General features: G+C 66.6%; 17 protein-coding genes. 14 read left to right on the forward strand and 3 right to left on the reverse strand.

Annotation, left to right across the window (positions count from 1 at the left end):
- Window positions 1-364: 364 nt before the first annotated feature.
- The 3 genes from A8G00_RS21520 to A8G00_RS21530 all read right to left on the reverse strand — a co-directional run bounded on the left by A8G00_RS21520 (window position 365) and on the right by A8G00_RS21530 (window position 4296).
- Entirely contained in the window at window positions 365-2074 is a 1710-nt protein-coding gene (locus tag A8G00_RS21520; RefSeq protein ID WP_025549434.1) for an ATP-binding protein, read from the reverse strand.
- 193 nt (window positions 2075-2267) lie between these two features.
- Entirely contained in the window at window positions 2268-3428 is a 1161-nt protein-coding gene (locus tag A8G00_RS21525) for an acetyl-CoA C-acetyltransferase (RefSeq protein WP_044661040.1), read from the reverse strand.
- 106 nt (window positions 3429-3534) lie between these two features.
- On the reverse strand, window positions 3535-4296 hold the full coding sequence (locus A8G00_RS21530) for an SDR family NAD(P)-dependent oxidoreductase (RefSeq protein ID WP_025549435.1): 762 nt from the start codon (window positions 4294-4296) through the stop codon (window positions 3535-3537).
- A gap of 99 nt (window positions 4297-4395) precedes the next feature.
- Here A8G00_RS21530 and A8G00_RS21535 point away from each other — a divergent pair, with 99 nt between their 5' ends.
- The 14 genes from A8G00_RS21535 to A8G00_RS21600 all read left to right on the forward strand — a co-directional run bounded on the left by A8G00_RS21535 (window position 4396) and on the right by A8G00_RS21600 (window position 19597).
- Complete coding sequence (locus tag A8G00_RS21535; protein ID WP_025549436.1) at window positions 4396-5013, forward strand: TetR/AcrR family transcriptional regulator; 618 nt, start codon at window positions 4396-4398, stop codon at window positions 5011-5013.
- Between the two features lie 125 nt (window positions 5014-5138).
- Window positions 5139-5822 (forward strand): TetR/AcrR family transcriptional regulator, encoded by a 684-nt coding sequence (locus tag A8G00_RS21540; protein WP_025549437.1) that lies wholly within the window; start codon window positions 5139-5141, stop codon window positions 5820-5822.
- A gap of 93 nt (window positions 5823-5915) precedes the next feature.
- The gene (locus A8G00_RS21545; RefSeq protein ID WP_099186604.1) at window positions 5916-7526 is read left to right on the forward strand and encodes an FAD-dependent monooxygenase; all 1611 of its coding nucleotides are present in this window, start codon (window positions 5916-5918) and stop codon (window positions 7524-7526) included.
- Window positions 7523-8557, forward strand: a complete 1035-nt coding sequence (locus tag A8G00_RS21550) for a VOC family protein (RefSeq protein ID WP_025549438.1) — start codon at window positions 7523-7525, stop codon at window positions 8555-8557. The genes A8G00_RS21545 and A8G00_RS21550 overlap by 4 nt, the downstream gene beginning before the upstream one ends.
- A gap of 26 nt (window positions 8558-8583) precedes the next feature.
- Window positions 8584-9570, forward strand: a complete 987-nt coding sequence (locus tag A8G00_RS21555) for a fumarylacetoacetate hydrolase family protein (protein ID WP_052816705.1) — start codon at window positions 8584-8586, stop codon at window positions 9568-9570.
- 494 nt (window positions 9571-10064) lie between these two features.
- Window positions 10065-12410: a TonB-dependent receptor gene (locus A8G00_RS21560; protein ID WP_099186606.1), complete on the forward strand. Its 2346-nt coding sequence runs from the start codon at window positions 10065-10067 to the stop codon at window positions 12408-12410.
- A gap of 4 nt (window positions 12411-12414) precedes the next feature.
- Window positions 12415-13428 carry an NADP-dependent oxidoreductase gene (locus A8G00_RS21565; protein WP_244968698.1) on the forward strand — a complete coding sequence of 338 codons (1014 nt, stop codon included), beginning with the start codon at window positions 12415-12417 and terminating at the stop codon, window positions 13426-13428.
- Window positions 13429-13433: 5 nt separating this feature from the next.
- Window positions 13434-14360: a 3-keto-5-aminohexanoate cleavage protein gene (locus A8G00_RS21570; RefSeq protein WP_025549441.1), complete on the forward strand. Its 927-nt coding sequence runs from the start codon at window positions 13434-13436 to the stop codon at window positions 14358-14360.
- A 25-nt stretch (window positions 14361-14385) separates the two neighbouring features.
- The gene (locus tag A8G00_RS21575; protein WP_025549442.1) at window positions 14386-14826 is read left to right on the forward strand and encodes a nuclear transport factor 2 family protein; all 441 of its coding nucleotides are present in this window, start codon (window positions 14386-14388) and stop codon (window positions 14824-14826) included.
- A 25-nt stretch (window positions 14827-14851) separates the two neighbouring features.
- A complete protein-coding gene (locus A8G00_RS21580; RefSeq protein WP_025549443.1) occupies window positions 14852-15580 on the forward strand; it encodes an SDR family NAD(P)-dependent oxidoreductase in 729 nt (242 codons plus the stop codon).
- A gap of 19 nt (window positions 15581-15599) precedes the next feature.
- Window positions 15600-16331 carry a glucose 1-dehydrogenase gene (locus A8G00_RS21585; RefSeq protein WP_025549444.1) on the forward strand — a complete coding sequence of 244 codons (732 nt, stop codon included), beginning with the start codon at window positions 15600-15602 and terminating at the stop codon, window positions 16329-16331.
- Window positions 16332-16347: 16 nt separating this feature from the next.
- Window positions 16348-17517, forward strand: coding sequence for an acyl-CoA dehydrogenase family protein (locus tag A8G00_RS21590; protein ID WP_103001635.1), 1170 nt, complete (start codon window positions 16348-16350; stop codon window positions 17515-17517).
- Complete coding sequence (locus A8G00_RS21595; protein ID WP_025549446.1) at window positions 17514-18584, forward strand: phosphotransferase; 1071 nt, start codon at window positions 17514-17516, stop codon at window positions 18582-18584. Before A8G00_RS21590 ends, A8G00_RS21595 begins: the two co-directional genes overlap by 4 nt.
- Before the next feature lie 119 nt (window positions 18585-18703).
- Window positions 18704-19597: a pirin family protein gene (locus tag A8G00_RS21600; RefSeq protein ID WP_048575653.1), complete on the forward strand. Its 894-nt coding sequence runs from the start codon at window positions 18704-18706 to the stop codon at window positions 19595-19597.
- The last annotated feature ends 199 nt before the right edge of the window (window positions 19598-19796 follow it).

Consider the following 19796-nt stretch of genomic DNA (forward strand, 5'->3'; position numbering starts at 1 on the left):
GACATGATCGTCACCGACCTCTGCGTGTTCCAGCGGCCCGACCATGACAGCCCGTTCCGCCTCATCGAATGCGCGCCGGGCGTGACGGCGGAGGAAGTCGCCGCCAAGACCAGTGCGCATTACACGGTGGACGTCGCTCAACCGGCCTGAGGAAAGAGGGCGAGGCCCCTCCCGTCAATGGGCCTCGCCGCCTCAGGCATGAAAGCGAATGCGCCCTGGGTCGCGTCGTCCGATCCACGGCAAAGTCATCCTGTTCAGGGATAGCCTGAATAGAGTGAAGCGAAGCGCCACAGGACATATCCGGGCCAGGCCGGCGCCAAGCTTTTCTCCGCAGAGGGGCCGTGACCCCGAAACAGGATGCGGATCAGGCTGCCTGCGCCCGCGCCGCGGCTATGCAGGCCTGCAAGTGATTATGCCGGAAGGGCTTGGACAGGCGCGTGATGTCGGGCGCGATCAGGTCAACCCCCTCATAGCCCGATATGATCAGCAACGCGATGTGCGGATGATCGGCCCGCAGGCGCAGCGCCAGTTCCACCCCCGTCATGCCCGGCATGATATGGTCGGTGATCAGGATGTCCGGCCGGTCGCCGGATTCGATCATGCTGAGCGCGCGTTCGGCCCGGTCGGTGTCGACCACCTCATAGCCCATGTCGATCAGCATCTCCCGCGTGCTATTCCGGACGAGATCGTTGTCGTCCACCAGCAGCACCTTGCCCGAACGCTCTTTCGGTCCCTCCTCGACTGCTGGGGAAGCCGCCTTCACGGCAGGCGCCCGCTCGACGGGCAGCCATAGCCGGACGCTGGTGCCCTGCCCCACGGCGCTGTCGATCTCCACCGTGCCGCCAAGCTGGGCGGCAAGGCCATGGACCATGGAAAGGCCAAGCCCCGTGCCATGGCCGGACGGCTTGGTCGTGAAGAAGGGCTCCATGGCCGCCGCCTTGACCGCCGGGGTCATGCCGGTGCCGGTGTCGCTGACGGTCAGGCAGACATAGGGACCGGGCGTCAGCGCGGCGGGCAGGCGGCTTTGGCGCGCCTGCGCCTTTATGCTGAGCGCGCCGCCGTCGGGCATGGCGTCGCGGCCGTTGACGGCCAGGTTGAGCAGCGCGACCTCAAGCTGATGGGCGTCCGCGCGCACCGGCGGCACCATCGGCTGGAGATCGACGGACAGCGCGATCCGCGGTCCCAGCGTGCTGGTCAGCAAGGCCTGCATCCCGCCAAGCAGGTCCGACAGGTCGACCGCCTTTGCGGTCAGGGGCTGGCGGCGGGCAAAGGTCAAGAGCCGCTGCACCAGCGTCTGCGCGCTCTCCGCCGCCTGCATCGCGATGGTCGCATGCCGCTCGATCGATTCGGGCGTCCGCTTGCCCGACAGGATCAGGTCCAGCCCGCCGACGATCGGCATCAGCAGATTGTTGAAGTCATGGGCGACATGGCCCGTCAACTGGCCGAGCATGTCCAGCTTCTGGACCTGGCGCAGGCTGTCCTGCGACCGCTCCAGTTCCGTGGTGCGTTCCCGGACGCGGCGTTCGAGCTGGTCGTTCAGCGCTTCCAGCGACGCAAACAGCCGCCCGTTCTCCAGCGCGGTGGACGCGGCGCGGGCCAGCGCCTCCAGCAGAGCGATCTCATTGTCGGTGGGCTGCGCGAATTCGGACCAGTAGGCGCCCAGAGCGGCCATGGGTTCGATGCGGCCGATCGGCACCATCACCATCGACCGCACGAATGTGGTGCGATAGGCCTCCACCGGCACGCGGGGATCGTCGAAGACGTCCGGGATCACCGCCGTCCGATGATGCTCCATCGCCCATCCGGACACGCAACTCGATGCCGGGAAGCGCTGTCCCGCCCAGAGCGGTTCCATCGAATCTTCAGCGATATAATGACACTGGTCCTCGTCGCGCAGGACGACCGCGATGCCGTCCGCCCCCACCGCGCGGCGCGCGAAGGCCCGCAGGACATTTATGATCGCTTCCATCGACCGCGCGCCGGCCAGCGCCTCCATGGCTTCGGCGGCTATGGTCCATCGTGCCGCCAGCGCCTTTTGTTCGGCACCCCGTTCGCTTGCCAATTTCCTGTCCATCGACAACCTTCTGCATCGGAACCGCGCGTCTTTCTAACATCGGACGGCGTCGATCACAAAGCGATTATGATCAATGGCTTAGAGGCGGCCTGGGTTTGCGGCCCGTCAACTCATCCTTAACCCTGTTCATCCGCCGGTCCGCCGGCGCGGGCGCCGGGCGCGCAAGCCCGCGACGCCCGCTCCGCAGGAACCGTCACAATGCCTCGACGATGGTCACATTGGCGATGCCGCCGCCTTCGCACATGGCTTGCAGCCCATAGCGCTTGCCCCGCGCCCTCAATCCATGGACAAGGGTCGCCATCAGCTTCGTCCCGCTCGCGCCGAGAGGGTGGCCCAGCGCGATCGCACCGCCATGGACGTTCAGCTTGCCCGGATCAGCGCCCAGCACCTTCAGCCAGGCCATGGGAATGGAAGCGAAAGCTTCGTTCACTTCGAACAGGTCGATCTCGTCCAGGCCCAGCCCCGCCCGGCGCAGCGCCCTTTCCGTGGCCGCAATCGGTTCCTCCAGCATGATGACGGGGTCGCCCGCCGTCACCGTCAGATTATGGATGCGCGCCAGCGGCCTCAGGTCGAACCGCTTCAGCGCCTCCTCATTCGCGACCAGCACGGCGGAGGCGCCATCGGTCATCTGGCTCGCATTGCCGGCGGTGATCGTGCCGCCTTCGGTCAGCGTCTTGAGCCCGGCCAGCGCCTCCATCGATCCATTGGCGCGCACGCCCTCATCCTGCGCGAAGCGGCCGTCCGGCGTGTCGACCGGCACGATCTCGCGCTCGAAAGCGCCCGCGGCGATGGCGGCCGCGGCCTTGCGATGGCTCTCCAGCGCGTAGGCGTCCATGTCTTCGCGGCTGAAGCCATATTTGTCGGCAATCGCCTGCCCGCCATGGTACTGGCTGAACTCGTTGACGCCGTAGCGCTCGCGGATGCTGGCGGGCCATGGCCCTTCCCCAATTCCCGCCTGCGCATGCAGATTGAAGTTGGAGCCCATCGGCACGCGCGTCATGCTTTCCACGCCGGCCGCGATCACCAGATCCTGCGTGCCGGACATCACCGCCTGCGCCGCGAAATGCAGCGCCTGCTGCGACGATCCGCACTGCCGGTCGATGGTGACGGCGGGAACGCTGTCGGGCAGCTTCGACGCCAGCACGACATTGCGGCCGAAGGCGAAGGATTGTTCGCCGCCCTGCGTGACGCAGCCCAATATGACATCCTCGACCGCGGCGGGATCGATGCCGCTGCGGTCGACCAATGCGTTCAGCACCACGGCGCCCAGATCCGCCGGATGAACGCCCGACAGCGCGCCCTTGCGCTTGCCGCCGGCAGTACGCAGCGCCTCGACAATATAGGCTTCGGCCATTTTCAGCTTCCTTCGACATGAGGAGGAGCGGCGGACCAAACCGGTTCCCCGCTCCAGAAGGCGGCAGGCGCGCGCGTGGAACCAGCGCTTCGCCTGCCGGGGCCGCTCAACGCGGCGCCATTCGGATCGCGCCGTCCAGTCGGATGACCTCGCCGTTCAGCATGGGATTGGCGATGATGCTGTCCACGAGCTGCGCATATTCGTCGGGCTTCCCAAGGCGGCTGGGATGCGGCACCTGCGCGCCCAGCGCATCCTGCACATGCTGGGGGAACGCCTCCAGCATGGGCGTCAGGAAGATACCCGGCGCGATGGTCATCACACGGATCTTGTGCTGCGCCAGGTCGCGGGCGATGGGCAGGGTCATGCCGACGACGCCGCCCTTGGAGGCGCTATAGGCGGCCTGGCCGATCTGGCCGTCGAACGCCGCAACCGACGCCGTGTTGACGATGACGCCCCGCTCACCCTCGATCTCGTCCGCCTTCGCCAGGGAAGCCGCGAAGCGGGCGATCATGCAGAATGTCCCGATCAGGTTCACTTCGACGGTCCGCCTGAACACGTCCAGCGGATGGGGCGCATGCTCCTTGCCGACGGTCTTGATCGCCGGCGCGATCCCCGCGCAGTTGACCAGGATGCGCGCGACGCCGTGCAGCGCCTCGGCCTGTTCGAACGCTGCCGCGACGGCGCCCTCGTCCGTCACGTCGACCTTCATGAACTGGCCACCAATGGCGTCGGCATGGGCCGCCCCCAATTCGGCGTTCAGGTCGAACAGCGTCACCCTGGCGCCGCCCCGCGCCAGACGCGCGGCGGTGGCTCCGCCCAATCCCGACGCGCCGCCGGTGACGATGGCAGCCATTCCCTTCAGATCCATTTCAGCCTCCGGAAACTCATGAGTGACTCATGCACTTTTGGGTGTATTGCGTCGCGCCGGGTTTCCTGTCAACGCTCCGATGGAGAAAAGAGGACATTGATGCACGCCGCTTCACCATTCCGCACCCCCGCCCAGAAAGAGGCGGAGCGCCTTGCCAAGCGCGAGGCCGTGCTGCGCGCGGCGGTGCGGATGTTCAACGAACGCGGGTTTCACGCGACGTCGCTGGACGACGTCGCCGCCAGCCTGGGCATATCCAAGCGCACCATCTACCACTATCTGGCCAACAAGGATCAGGTGCTGCTGGAATGCGTCACCATCGGCCTGCAGCAATTGCTGGAAGCGGCCGATCAGGCCCGGCGGGAGCCCGGCGACGGCCGCCATCGGCTGACGCGCTTCCTGCGCCGCTATGCCGAGGTCAACATGGACGATTTCGGGCGATGCGTGATCCGGACCGGGGACGAAGTGCTCTCGCCGGAAAGCAGGCCGCGCTATCGCGCGCTGAAGCGGGAGATCGACAATGCCTTGCGCAGGTTGATCGAAGACGCCGTTGCCGATGGTTCGATCGCACGGATCGACGTGAAGATGGCTGCTTTCGCGCTGGCGGGGGCGCTCAACTGGCCGGGGCGCTGGTACGATCCGGAAGGGGCGATGCCGGCCGGGACCGTGGCGGAAAAGCTGGTCGACATTCTGGTTTCGGGACTCGATCCGCGCGATTGACTTGGGTAGAGCGTGCGCGAAGGCGGCTTGCCCTCCTTCCAACGTCGATCCCGATCACGGCGGCAGGGCGGGATGCCGGGGGACACGGGCACGCTTCCGCTTCACGGCTGCAATTTGGAGGCTCAATGGCAGAGACAAACCGCAAAAAGGCCCCGGACGAAAGCGCCGCCGCGAAACAGCCCGGCCAGCGGCGGAAGACCAACCGGCGCGAACAGCAGCGGTCCGTCGAAACGCGCCAGGCGATATTGGAGGCGGCGCTCAACGAATTTGCCGAGCGCGGGTTCGACGGCAGCAGCGTGCGCCGCATCGGGGAACGCGCGGGCCTGGAATATACGCTGATCACCTATCATTACCGCACCAAGGAGGCGCTGTGGAAGGCGGTGGCCGAATATGCCTTCGAGCAGATCGAGACCATGTGGGACGAGGCCATTCCCCCCGATTCCCGAATGTCCGCGTCAGAGCGCGTGCGGGCCGAGTTCCGGACCTTCCTGCGCTTCACGGTCGAACATACCGCGTTCCACCATTTCATGCTGCGCGAGAATCAGGGATCGAGTCCGAGAATCGGTTGGCTGGTCGAGAAGGTTCTCAGCAAGACCCGCGACCGCATCCTGCCCCAGATCCGGGCGGCGCAGGCGGAGGGCCAGCTCCTGCAGGGCGATCCCGATCATGTCTATTACATGCTCATCGGCATGACCTCCACCCTGTCGTCGCTCAACCGCGAAATGGCGGAAACCATTGGCTTTTCCATCAGGAATGAGGAGGCCGTCGAACGCTATTGGAACCTCGTCGAACGCGCTGTCTTCAAATAAACTCCACGACTGTAGAGTTTTTATGGACTCCTGCGGCAGGGCATGTTAGCCCTGCTCTCCAGACGGCAATGACCGTGATGGAGAAGATGCCCCGTGGATGTTCCAGTCATCGTAGCGGGTGGGGGGCCGGTCGGCCTTACCACCGCATTTGAGCTTCAAAGCCGCGGCGTTCGCACGCTGCTGCTCGAACGCAATCCCTCGACCACGCGCCATCCGAAGATGGACGTGACCAATGGCCGCAGCATGGAGCTGTTCCGCCGCATGGGCATTGCGGAGAAGATACGCGACGTCGCCGTGCCGCGCGGCAATCCGATGGACGTTTCCTGGGTGACGCGGCTGAACGAGTGGGAACTGGCCCGCTTCCGCTATCCCGACGTCGAAAGCTGGCGGGAAGAAATCCGCGCCAACAATGACGGGTCGCAGCCGCTGGAACCCTATATGCGGTTGAGCCAGGTCGTCCTGGAACCGCTGCTGCGCGGGTTGCTGGAAGAATCTCCGCTGGTCGAAATGCGGTTCGGCTGGGCGGTCGAGGGCTTCGACGACGATGGCGAAGGGGTGACGGTCCATCTGCGCGAAGTCGCGACGGGGCGCACCGAACGGCAGCGCTGCGCCCTGCTCGCGGGCTGCGACGGCGGCGGCAGCATCATCCGCGAGAAGCTGGGCTATGCCTGGGACGGGCAATATAATGTCGCCCGCTTCTTCATGGTGCATTTCCGGTCGGAGGCGCGCGACCTGCTCCAGCGCTTCGGCATCGCCTGGCATTATCAGTCGCCCGCCGGCAGCACGCTGATCGCGCAGGACGATGCGGAGATCTGGACGCTCCACTGCATGCTGCCCGAAGGGGCGGACGCGGCGGCCATCGATCCCCGGCAACTCGCCTTCGATGCGTTGGGCCGGGAATTCCCGATCGAGGTGATCCAGGCGAACCCCTGGTCGCCGCATCTGGTGCTGGCGAACGGATATGGGCGCGGGCGGGTGTGGATGGCGGGCGATGCCGTGCATCAGGTGATCCCGACCGGCGGTTACGGCATGAACACCGGGATAGGCGACGCCGTCGACCTCGCCTGGAAATACGCCGCCATCCTGCAGGGCTGGGGCGGCCCCGCCCTGCTCGACAGCATAGAGGCGGAGCGCCGGCCGGTGGGCCGCGCCATTGTCGACGCGTCGCGCCTGCATATGGGCGTGCGCCTGAAGATCGCGGAAGCCTATGCCCCGATCATCCATGACGACACGCCGGAGGGGGCCGCCGCGCGCGACGCCTATGGCGCGCTGATCGCGGAACTCGGCAATGCGGAGAATGAATCGCGGGGCATCGAACTCGACCATCGCTACCGCCAGTCGCCGATCGTCTGCCATGAATGCGACGAACCGGAATGGCGGCTGCGCGATTATGTGCCCAGCACCTGGCCGGGCATGCGGGCGCCGCATCTGTTCCTGGAGGATGGCAGCGCCATCTTCGACCGGCTGGGGCCCTGGTTCACTTTGGTCCGCTTCACCGACGCCTCGGCCCAGCCGCTGCTCGACGCCGCGCGCGAGCGGGGCGTGCCGGTCGACCTGCTCGACATTCGCGACGCGCATGCCCGGCGGATCTACGAGCGCGATTTCGTGCTGATCCGCCCCGACCAGCATGTCGCCTGGCGCGGCGACGCCATGCCGGAAGACCCGATGGCGGTGATCGACCGGATCAGGGGAGCAAGGTCATGATCGGTCAAGTCGACCCCATCGTCCGGGCGGACGCCGTCGTCCATGTGAGCTTCGAGCGGCGCGACATCGACGCCATGGCGCACTTCCTGGAGGATTTCGGCTTCGTGCCGGTCGCGGGCGGCAGCGGCGGGCAGCGCCATTTCCGGGGCTATGGACCGCAACCCTATTGCGTCGAGCTGATCGCATCGGAGCGGGATGCCTTCGTCGGCTTCGGCCTTGCCGCCAGGGACCGCGCCGATCTCGATCGGCTGTCCACCGCCACCCAGTCGCCGGTCGAAGCGACGGATGCGCCGGGCGGCGGCGAGCGGGTGCGCCTCTTCGATCCGGAGGGCGTGCGCGTCGACCTGCTCTGGGGCGCGGCGCCGCTGGAGCCGCTGCCGGTGCGGGAGCCCTTGACCGAGGTCAACTCGCCCGTGGCCAGCCGCCGCATCGACAGGCCGGTCCGGACGCCGACCGCGCCCGCGCCGGTGTTCCGCATCGGCCATGTCGTGCTCCAGACGCCGGACTTCGAACGGACCGCCACCTGGTACCGGCGCCATTTCGGCTATCTCCCGACCGACGTCGCGACCGTGGGCGAGGATGCGCCGGTGCTGGGCTTCTTCCGCTTCGACCGGGGCGCGGAGCCCGCCGACCATCACAGCCTCGCGCTGCTCGCCGGGCCGGAATCGCGCCTGCTGCACATCTCGACCGAGACGATCGACGTCGATGCGGTGGGGCAGGGCCAGCAATATCTGCGCGGCAGGGGCTGGAACCATTATTGGGGCATCGGCCGCCATGTGCTCGGCAGTCAGGTCTTCGATTATTGGAAGGACTCCGCCGGGGACGAATGGGAACATTATGCGGACGGCGACCTGATGACCGCCGATTATCCGACCGGTTTCCATCCGCTGTCCCGCGGCGACCTCTGGTCCTGGGGCGACGACCTGCCCGATTCCATGCGGCCGCCCGCCCCCGCCCCGGCCGACGCCCCCCCGCTCGTCCGCAATATCGTCGACGCCCTGCTGGCGCCCCCGCGCCCCTGGCTTCGCTGACATCCCCATTGGAATGCAGGAGTAGAATGATGGCATTGATGATCGTCCGCTATGATGAAGGCGCGGGCCCGCGCTGGGCCGTGCTGACCGGCGATGCGCCCGAGGGGCCGGCCGACCGGGTCGAAGGGCGGGGCATTGCGAGCGGCGCGAGGACCCTGGGCGAACTGATCGGCGCGATCGAAGCCGCGCCGGACCTGACCGCCACGGGCGAGGCGGTGCGCTTCGCCGCGAGCGCCCTGCTGAGCCCCGTCACCCCCGATGCGACGCTGATCTGCCAGGGGCTCAACTATGATGAGCATGCGGCGGAGGCCGGTCATCATGTGCGCAAGGAGAACCTCCTTTTCGCCAAGGCGAGTTCGTCGCTCTGCGGCGCCTATGCCGACATCGTCCGTCCCAAGGGGGTCGAGCTTCTGGATTATGAGGTGGAGGTCGGCATCGTCCTGCGCCGTCCGCTGGAGGCGGGAACCACCGTGACGGCCGGCAATCTCGGCTCCTATCTTGCCGGCGTGGTCCTGTGCAACGACGTGTCGGCGCGCGACACCATGTTCGGCGCGTCCTTCATGCAATGGTTCCAGGGCAAGAGCTATCGCACCTTCTGCCCGGCCGGGCCGGTCTTCTATCTGCTCGAACCCGAAGAGGTCGCGGCGACGGTCGACAATCTGGAACTTTCGCTGACCTATGACGGAAAGGTCCGCCAGTCCGCCAACACTGGACAGCTGATCTACAAGCCCGCCGAAACGCTGACCCAGATCGCGGCGATCATGGACCTGAAGCCCGGCGACATGGTGCTGACCGGAACGCCGGGCGGCGTCATCGCGCAAGGCACGCCGGGCCTGATCGAACTGCTCAAGACCAACCTGCTGAACGACGCCGCGCGCCGCGATGGCATGCGCGTCGAAATGAAGACGCTGGGCCGGTTCCTGCAACCGGGCGACGAGCTCAATCTGACGCTGCACGACGGGGTCAGCGGCATGTCGCTGGGCGGGCAAAGAAGCCGGATAACAGGCGCGTAAATGGGAGGCTGAGAAATACTCCACATATGTAGAGTTTTATATTGACACAGCCCGCCGGCATGGCATTCTACGGTCACAGAAACCCGAAAAGAAAAGCCGAGCCGACAGGGCGAACCGGCGGCGCCGAGATTGTCCACGACATCAAGGCGCCGCATCGAAAGACCGCCAACCGCCCCTGACCCCCACGATCGATGCGGGGCGGGGCGGCAGGACAACAGGGCTTTCCGGAGAGGAAATGCGATGTTCATCGAGAGCATTTGGTATGTCGCCGCCCGCTCGCGGACAATCGGCGCGCCGCGATCATGCGCCCCACTTCCGTCCGACCGTTCCGGCCCCGCCGGTCTGGCGCCTTGCCCGGCGGCTGTGGAAGCGCGCCCGCCGCTGACCTGAACGAAGGGCATGCGGCCCGGGAAGATGCCGCGCCAAGGAATGAACAAACAACCCGGCTGCCCCACCAGATCAGGCAGTCAGGGCTTGAACGAGGGAGAGGAAAAATGAGGAAGCCCATATGCGTCCTGCTCGCGACCAGCGCGCTCGTCGCTCCGCTGTGCAGCCATGCGCAATCCCCGGCCGAACAGGCCGAAGCCGCGCCGCAACGCGACCTTGCCGTGGGCGAGATCATCGTCACCGCGCAGAAGCGTGAGGAACGGCTGAACGACGTGCCGGTCTCCATCACGGCGGCCTCCGCCAGCCAGCTTGAAAATGCGGGCGTGACCCAGCCGTCGGACCTGGTGAAGATCGTTCCCGGCTTCACCTATCAGCCGAGCGCCTATGGCACGCCGGTCTTCACGATGCGCGGCATCGGCTTCTACGACGTCGCCGTCGCCGTGGCCCCGGCGGTCAGCGTCTATGTCGACCAGGTGCCCCTGCCCTATCTCGCCATGACGCAGGGGGCGTCTCTCGACGTCGAGCGCGTCGAGGCGCTGAAAGGGCCGCAGGGCACATTGTTCGGTCAGAATTCGACCGGCGGCGCGATCAACTATATCGCGGCCAAGCCGACCGACCACCTCGCCGCCGGCATCGACCTCAGCTATGGCCGGTTCGACCAGGTGGATGCGCAGGGCTTCGTCAGCGGCCCCATCGCGGCCAATCTGAAGGCGCGGCTCGCGGTGCGCCACGAATATCGCGACGGCTGGCAGATCAGCCAGACCCGCCCGTCCGACCGCCTCGGCCGCCGGGACTATTCCACCGCCCGCCTGCTGCTCGATTGGGAGCCCACCGACACGCTGCGCTTCGAATTCAACGCCAATGGCTGGATCGACCGGAGCGAGACGCAGGCGGCGCAGTTCGTGAAATATGCCCCGACCGTGGCTCCGTCGGCGGGCGGCTATACCGACATCACGGCAGAACTGGAAGCCGCCGTCCCGGCCCCCAACCGCAGCCGCATCGCGGACTGGGACCCCGGCGCCGACCTTCGCCGCGACGACAGCTTCTACCAATTCTCGCTGCGCGGCGACCTGGACGTCAGCGATGCCGTGACCCTGACCTCGATCAGCGCCTATTCGCGGTTCAGGCAGCGTTCGCCCAGCGACACCGACGGCGTGCCGCAGAATAATTTCCTGCTGACGATCAACGCCGACATAGAGACGGTGTCGCAGGAATTGCGGCTCGCGGGCATGGCGGGTCCGATCCGCTGGATGCTCGGCGGCAATTACAGCCACGACACCACCGGGGACGACCAGCGCGGCGATTATGTCGCCAGCAACAGCGGCGTGGGGCCGTTCCGCTACACATCCTTCATCAACAGCAACCATCAGAAGATCTCGACCAAGGCGGTGTTCGGCAGCCTCGACTATGAGCTGACGGACAGGGTGACGGCGCAGGTTTCGGCGCGCTACAGCGACCAGCGCAACCGGTTCAGCGGCTGCCTGCTGGACGTGGGGGACGGCCTGATCTCCAACGCGTTCAGCTTCCTGTCGAACCTGTCGCGCAATTTCGATCCGCCGACGGTGGCGCTCGCGCCGGGCGCCTGCGCGACGCTGGGCGAAGTCGGCTATGGCACGCCCTTCATCCCGGTGCCCAGCGTCGAAAAGTCGCTGAAGGAGGATAATATTTCCTGGCGCGCCAGCCTCAACTGGAAACCGAATCCCGACAGCCTGCTCTACGCCAACGTCACGCGCGGCTATAAGGCGGGCAGCTTCCCGACGGTGCCCGGCCTTTTCCCCAGCCAGTTCGACCCGGTGACGCAGGAATCGGTGCTCGCCTATGAGGCCGGCTTCAAGCTTTCGCTGCTCGACCGGCGGCTGCAACTGACGGGCGCGGGCTTCTATTACAAATATGACGACAAGCAGATCATCGGCTACATCACCACCGCCTTCGGCAATCTGCCCGGGCTGGTGCAGGTTCCGAGGTCGAGCGTCCGCGGCGCGGAGCTGAGCGTCAACTGGCGGCCCGTCGACGGGCTGACCTTCAATGGCGGCGCGACCTATGTCGACTCGCGCGTCGACCGGAGCTTCCTCGCCAACGATCCCTATGCCGCCGTCGTCGACATCAAGGGCGAACCCTTTCCCAGCACGCCAAAATGGCAGCTCAACGGCGATCTCGACTATCGTTTCGCGCTGACCGGCAATCTCGACCTCTCGCTGGGCGGCAATGTCCGCTACCGCTCGCGCAGCGTGGCGGCGTTCGGGGGAGCGCCCGAATTCGCCCTGCCCGGCTATGCCGTGCTCGACCTGCGGGTCGGCATCGAAAGCCCGGACAGCGGATGGAAGTTCCAGCTCTGGGGCCGCAACGTCACCAATAAATTCTACGTCACCACCGTCACCCATGTGGTCGATACGGTGGCGCGCACCACCGGCATGCCCGCCACTTATGGCGCGACGCTCAGCTACAGCTATTGATGCGATGAACCATGCCGTCATCCTTGCGCGCCGTCCGCAGGCCATTCCCCAGAGCGAGCATTTCGCGCTGGAGGAACGCCCCATGCCCGTTCCCGCCGATGGACAGATATGGGTGCGCAACCATTATCTGTCCGTCGAGCCCGCCATGCGGGGCTGGCTGAGCGATGCGAGCAACTATTCCGACCCGATCCATGTCGGGGACGTCATGCGCGCCTTCGCCGTCGGAGAGGTGGTGGAATCGCGGCATGGCGATTTCGCGCCGGGCGACAGGGTTATGGGCCTGTTCGGCTGGCAGGAGCATGCGGCGGTCGACCCGTCCGCCATATTGCTGCGCGTCCCGGACACCGATCTGCCGCTGTCGCTCTATCTGGGCATATTGGGGCTGAACGGCGTCACCGCCTATTTCGGGCTGCTCGATATCTGCGCCCCCCGTCCCGGCGAGACGGTGCTCGTCTCGACGGCGGCGGGTTCGGTGGGGTCGTGCGTGGGCCAGATCGCCGCCATATCGGGCTGCCGCACCGTCGGCCTGGCGGGCGGGCCGGAAAAGCGGCGCCAGTGCTTGGACGAGTTCGGCTATGACGCCGCGATCGACTATCGCGGCGAGCCCGATCTGGATGCCGCCATCGCCCGCGCCTGTCCCGACGGGGTCGACATTTATTTCGACAATATAGCCGGGCCGATCAGCGACGCGGTGCTGCGCCATTTGCGCCTGCATGCGCGGATCGCCGTTTGCGGCACCGCCTCCATCGCAAGCTGGGATCCCTGGCCGCAGGGCGCCCGGCCCGAGCGTCACCTGCTGGTGAAGCGCGCGACGATGCGCGGATTCCTGACGTTCGACTATGCCGATCGCTTCGATGAGGCCGTCGCCCAATTGTCGGCCTGGCTGCGCGAGGGACGGCTGCATTACCGCGAGGACATATTGGAAGGGCTTGGCGAGGCCCCCGGCGCGATAGCGCGCCTCTATTCCGGGCAGAATCAGGGGAAGCTGCTGATCCGGCTTCCCGCAGCGAAGGATTGAACCGCGTGTCGAAGGTCATCATCAGTTGCGCCCTGACCGGCGCCGTCCACACCCCCACCATGTCCCCCCATCTGCCGGTGACGCCCGACGAGATCGCGCAACAGGCGATCGAGGCGGCCGAGGCGGGCGCATCCGTCCTCCATCTTCATGCGCGGGACCCGGAGACGGGCAGGCCGACGCCCGATCCCGATGTGTTCATGCAGTTCCTGCCGCGCATCAAGCAGGCGACCGACGCGGTGGTGAACATCACGACGGGCGGCGGCCAGGGCATGTCGCTCGACGAGCGGCTCGCCGCGCCGCTGCGCGCATCGCCGGAGCTTTGCTCGCTCAACATGGGATCGATGAATTTCGGCATGTATCCCATGCTGGAGCGTTACAAGAGCTTCCAACATGACTGGGAAGCGGCGCATCTGGAGGCGTCGCGCGACTGGATCTTCAAGAACACCTTCAGGGATATAGAGCTGATCCTGGAGCGGCTGGGCAAGGGTCATGGCACCAAGTTCGAGTTCGAATGCTACGACACCGCCCATCTCTATACGCTCGCCCATTTCCTGGACCGCAAGCTGGTGACGCCGCCGCTGTTCGTGCAATCCATCTTCGGCCTGCTCGGCGGCACCGGCGCGGACACGGAAAACCTGCTCCACGCCAGGCGCATCGCGGACAAGCTGTTCGGGGACGATTATCGCTGGTCGGTCATGGCGGCGGGCAAGCACCAGATCCCCTTCGTCACCATGGGCGCGATCAACGGCGCGAACGTCCGCGTCGGGCTGGAGGATTCGCTCTATGCGGGCAAGGGACGGCTCGCCCGGTCCAATGCCGAACAGGTGCGGCTGATCCGGTCGATCCTGGAGCCTTTGTCGCTGGAGGTGGCGACACCGGCGGAGACGCGTGAGATATTGGCGCTGAAGGGCGGCGACAATGTCACCTTCTAGAGCAATCGACAGGGAGGGAGAGCCCATGGCCGAGCAGCAGGACCATTCGCCCCGCATCATGGCGGTGATCGACTATTTCCGGCGGGGCGACGCGGGTCGGCCCGACATGCTCGACGGGTTCACCGACGATTTCGAATTTTTCTTTCCCAAATTCGGCATCGGCCGGGGTCGCGATGACTTCATGGCCTTCGCCGCCGGCCTTGTGGGTTCGTTCAAGGCGTTCGGGCACGATATTGACGGGCTGCGCTTCATCGAGAGCGGCGACAGCGTGGTGGTCGAAGGCACCACGCGCGGCGAAGACAGGGAAGGCGCGACATGGGAAGGCGGCACGACGCCGGGCGGGCGCTTTTGCAGCGTCTTCGAATTTCGCGGCGCGCTGATCGCCCGCATGCACATCTATCTCGACCCCGATTACACCAGCCGGGACGAGGCGCGGTTCCTGTGGGGCAAGGACCGGCGCTGGTGATCGCCATGAAGGAGGAGAGGTTCGCATGAGCAGGCTGCAAGGCAAGGTCGCCCTGATCACGGGCGCGGCAAGCGGCCAGGGCGCGGCGGAAGCGCGGCTGTTCGCGGCGGAGGGCGCGAAGGTGGTCGTCACCGACCTCAACGAAGCCGGAGCGGCGGTCGCCGCCGAACTGGGAGCCAACGGTCATTTCGTTCGCCATGACGTGGCGGAACAGGCCGATTGGGCGCGGGTCGTGCGCGAGGCGGAGGAGCGCTTCGGGAAGATCGACATTCTGGTCAACAATGCGGGCGTCTACAAGCCCGCGCCCTTGCTGGAGACGGACGCCGCGCTGTGGGACCTGCACTATCGCGTCAATCAGCTCAGCGTCTTCCTGGGGATGCGCGCCGCCGCGGAGGCGATGGCGAAGACCGGCGGCGGCGCCATCGTCAACATCTCGTCGGGCGCGGGCCTGGGCAATGTTCCCGGCATCTTCGCCTATGCCACCAGCAAATGGGCCGTGCGCGGCATGAGCAAGCTGGCGGCGTCGGAACTCGCGCCGCTCGGCATCCGCGTCAATTCGATCCATCCCGGCATCATCGACACGCCGATGCTGGGCGAGAACACGCCCGAACGGCTGAAATTCTACGAGGACATGATCCCCATGAAGCGCATCGGAACCACCGACGAGGTGGCCCGGCTGGTGCTGTTCCTCGCCTCCGACGAGGCGAGCTACGTCACCGGCGCGGAAATCACCGTCGACGGCGGGATCGGCTGAAGGATCGAAAGGACATCATATGGGGCGGTTGCAGGGCAAGGTTGCCATCATCACCGGCGGGGGGCGCGGCATCGGCCGCGCCACCGCGGAACTCTTCGCCCGCGAGGGCGCGCAGGTTCATGTCACCGACGTCAACCCGCCCGACGCGCCCTATGACGATCCGGCGATCCGCTTTTCCATCATGGACGTCGCGAACGAAGGGCAATGGGCGGAGCTGGTGGAGGGCATCGTGGCGCGTCATGGCGCCGTCGACATCCTCGTCAACAATGCGGGCATCGGCGGGTCGCAACTGCCGCTTGCCGATGAGAATCTGGCCGACTGGGACCGGGTGATCGCGGTCAACCAGACCGGCGTCTTCCTGGGCATGCGCGCCGTGCTGCCGGGCATGCGCGCCAAAAGGGCGGGGTCGATCGTCAATTTCTCGTCGATCTGGGGGATCGCGGCGGTCCCCGGCGCGGCCGCCTATCATGCGTCCAAGGCGGCCGTCCGGCACCTGACCAAACATGCCGCCGTCACCTATGCGCCGGACAATGTGCGGGTGAACTCGATCCATCCCGGCATCATCGCCACCCCCATGGTGCTGGAGGATCAGGCGGAGGAAACCAGCGCCGGGGTGGTGGCGGCGACGCCGCTGGGACGCATGGGCCAGCCGATCGAACTGGCCAATGGCGTGCTGTTCCTCGCCAGCGACGAATCCAGCTTCATGACCGGCGCCGAACTGGTGATCGATGGCGGCTATCTTGCGCAGTGACGCGGCTATCGCATCCATGACGCGGGATAGTCTGGACGAACTGCTCGCGCGAACGGACGCCTTCATCCGCGACGTGGTGATCCCCTTCGAAACCGACCCCCGGATCGGCGGTCACGGCCCATCGGACGCGCTGGTCGAGGATTTGCGGGCGCGGGCGCGCCATGCCGGCCTCATCGCCCCCCATCTGCCGCCGGAACTGGGCGGACAGGGGCTGGACCATGCCGCGACGGCGCGGCTGTTCCGGTCGGCCGGCTATTCGCCGCTCGGACCGCTGGCGATGAACCTGGCGGCCCCGGACGAGGGCAATATGCACCTCCTCGCCCGCGTGGCCACCCCGGCGCAGATCGACCGCTTCCTCCGGCCGCTTGCCGCCGGGACGACGCGGTCGGCCTTCCTGATGACCGAACCGGCGGACGAGGATGGGGCCGGTTCCGACCCCTCGATGCTCAGGACCGTGGCGCGCCCCGATGGCGACCATTGGATCATCGACGGGCGCAAGAGCTTCGCGACAGGCGCGGAGGGCGCTGCCTTCTCGATCGTCATGGCGCGCACGGGGGAGTCGGCCACCATGTTCCTTGTCGACATGGACAGCCCCGGCATCACCGTCGAGCGGCTGCTCGACACCATCGATGGGACCATGCCCGGCGGCCATGCCGTCGTGCGGCTCGACGGCGTGCGGGTGCCCGCGACCCGGATACTCGGGGAGGTCGATCAGGGCTTCCGCTACGCGCAGGTGCGTCTGGCGCCCGCGCGCCTCACCCATTGCATGCGCTGGTGGGGCAGCGCGAGGCGCGCGCACGACATCGCCCGCGGCTATGCCGTCAAGCGACAGGCCTTCGGCAAGCCGCTGATCGACCATGAGGGCGTGGGCTTCATGCTGGCGGACAATCTGATCGACCTGAAACAGTCGGAACTGATGATCGACTGGTGCGCGGGCGTGCTGGACTCCGGCGCGCCCGGCATCATCGAAAGCTCGATGACGAAGGTGGCGGTATCCGAAGCGCTGTGGCGGATCGCGGACCGCTGCGTGCAGGTCATGGGCGGGACCGGGGTGAGCGGCGACACGGTGGTAGAGCAGATATTCCGCGAAATCCGGGCCTTCCGCATCTATGACGGACCTACGGAGGTGCACAAATGGTCGCTCGCCAAGGCCATCGGGCGCGCCCATCCGGGGGACGTGCCATGAGCACCGGTGAAGCGGAAAACGCCGGCACCGTCGCCGTTCGGGAGGCGCACCGGTTCGATGAAGCCGGTCTGGCGCGATGGATGGCGGATCATGTCGATGGCTATTCGGGACCGCTCCGCGTCGAACAGTTCAGGGGCGGGCAGAGCAATCCCACCTACAAGCTCGTCACGCCAGGTCGCCACTATGTGCTGCGCCGCAAGCCGCCGGGCCGGCTGGTAAAGGGCGCGCATGCCGTCGAGCGGGAGGCGCGCGTGCTGTCCGCGCTGGGATCGGCGGGATTTCCGGTCGCCCATGTCCATGCCCTCTGCGTCGACGAAGGGGTCATCGGCACCCCCTTCTATGTCATGGACATGGTCGAGGGGCGGATATTCTGGGACGCCAGCTTCCCGCAGGTCGCCAGCCATGACCGCCCTGCCTATTTCGACGCGATGAACGAGACGCTGGCCCGGCTGCACAGCCTGGATTATGCAGCGATCGGACTGGCCGACTATGGCCGCCCCGGCAATTATTTCCAGCGTCAGATCGACCGCTGGTCCAGGCAATATCTGGAGGATGCCGATGCCGGGCGGGACCGGAACATGGACCGGCTGGTCGAATGGCTGCCGGCGCATATTCCGCCGGACGACCAGACGTCGATCGTCCATGGCGACTTCCGTTGCGACAATATGATCTTCCACCCCACCGAACCCCGCGTCCTGGCGGTGCTCGACTGGGAATTGTCGACGCTCGGCCATCCGCTCGCGGACTTCGCCTATCATGCGATGATGTACCGGATGCCGCCCCACATCGTCGCGGGACTGGGCGGCATGGATATCGCCGCGCTCAACATTCCCACCGAGGCGGAGTATGTGGCCTCCTATTGCCGCCGGACCGGACGGCAGGCGATCCCCGATCATGATTTCCACGTCGCCTTCAACTTCTTCCGGCTGGCGGCGATCTTCCACGGCATCAAGGGCAGGGCGCTGCGCGGCACCGCCGCCTCGGCCCAGGCGCGCGAACGGGCGAACGCGTTCCCGGAACTGGCCGAACTCGCCTGGATGCAGGCGGAAAGGGCGGCGGCAGGGTGACGCGCCGGGCGATCGTTCCGGATATGGCAACGATGCTTTGAGGAAATGGGCCTGGCATCCCGATTCCCGCCGCCATAAATCATCGTCTCGATCGCTGCGAAGCAGGAACAGGAAGCATTATGGCAACCCTTCATGGAATGATGGCCGGCACGGCGGCCCCCCGCCCGGTCGTTCATCGCACGCGCGGCAGCGGACATGGTTCGATCGTCCGGCTGATGAGCCCGTCCGATCTGGGCCGCTATCTGAAGCCCTTCGTGTTCCTCGACCTGTTTGCAGGCGACATGCGGCAGCTTTCCGCCGCCATGCCGCTGCATCCCCATTCGGGCATCGCGACCGTCACCGTCTTCACCGAAGGGGACGTGACCTATGACGATCCGCAGGCGGGCACCGGCACGCTGGCCTTCGGCGGCGTGGAATGGATGCGCGCGGGCGGCGGCGTCTGGCACGGGAAGGAACTGTCCGCCGGACGCTCGGCGCTGATGCAGGGCTTCCAGCTCTGGATCGCCCTGCCGCCCGAACTGGAGAACGGACCGGTCGACAGCCAATATATAGAGGCGGACCATATGCCCATGGCCGGCCCCGCTTATGTGATCCTGGGCCGACACGCGGGCGCGCAGAGCCCGGTCCGCGCGCCTGACGGGATCACCTATCTGCTGGTCCGCCTGCAAGCCGGGGAAAGCTGGACCTACGCACCGCCCCCCGGCCATTCGCTCGCTTGGGCGGCGGTAGCGAAGGGCGGTCTTTCCGGCTCCGCCCCGATAGCGCAGGGCGAGATGGCGCTGTTCGAGCCGGGAGAGGAGGCGATCACGCTCCAGGCGGGCGATGCGGGCGCGATCTTCGTCCTGGGGTCCGCACGGCCGCATCCCCATCCGCTTCACCTCGGTTCCTATTCGGTGCACACGACAGCCGCCGCCCTTGCGGAGGGCGAAGGGCGGATCGCGGAGATCGCCCAGCGGCTGAGGCAGGAGGGCCCTGCAAGGACGGCATCGGGAAGCGTGCCGGTCTTCCGCTAGAGCGATTTCCAGACGATCGGAACCCGCCAAGGCTGCGGGTTTCGATGAGACCCAGGGGCCGAAAGCATCACCGGGCCCGGTTCCGGATCAATTCCTCCACAATGGCCGGCTCGGCCAGCGTCGATATGTCCCCCAGCGCCTGGGGCGACACCTCGCCCTCCGCGATCTTGCGCAGGATGCGGCGCATGATCTTGCCCGA

Source organism: Sphingobium sp. SA916 (assembly GCF_002894065.1).
GTDB lineage: Bacteria > Pseudomonadota > Alphaproteobacteria > Sphingomonadales > Sphingomonadaceae > Sphingobium > Sphingobium fuliginis.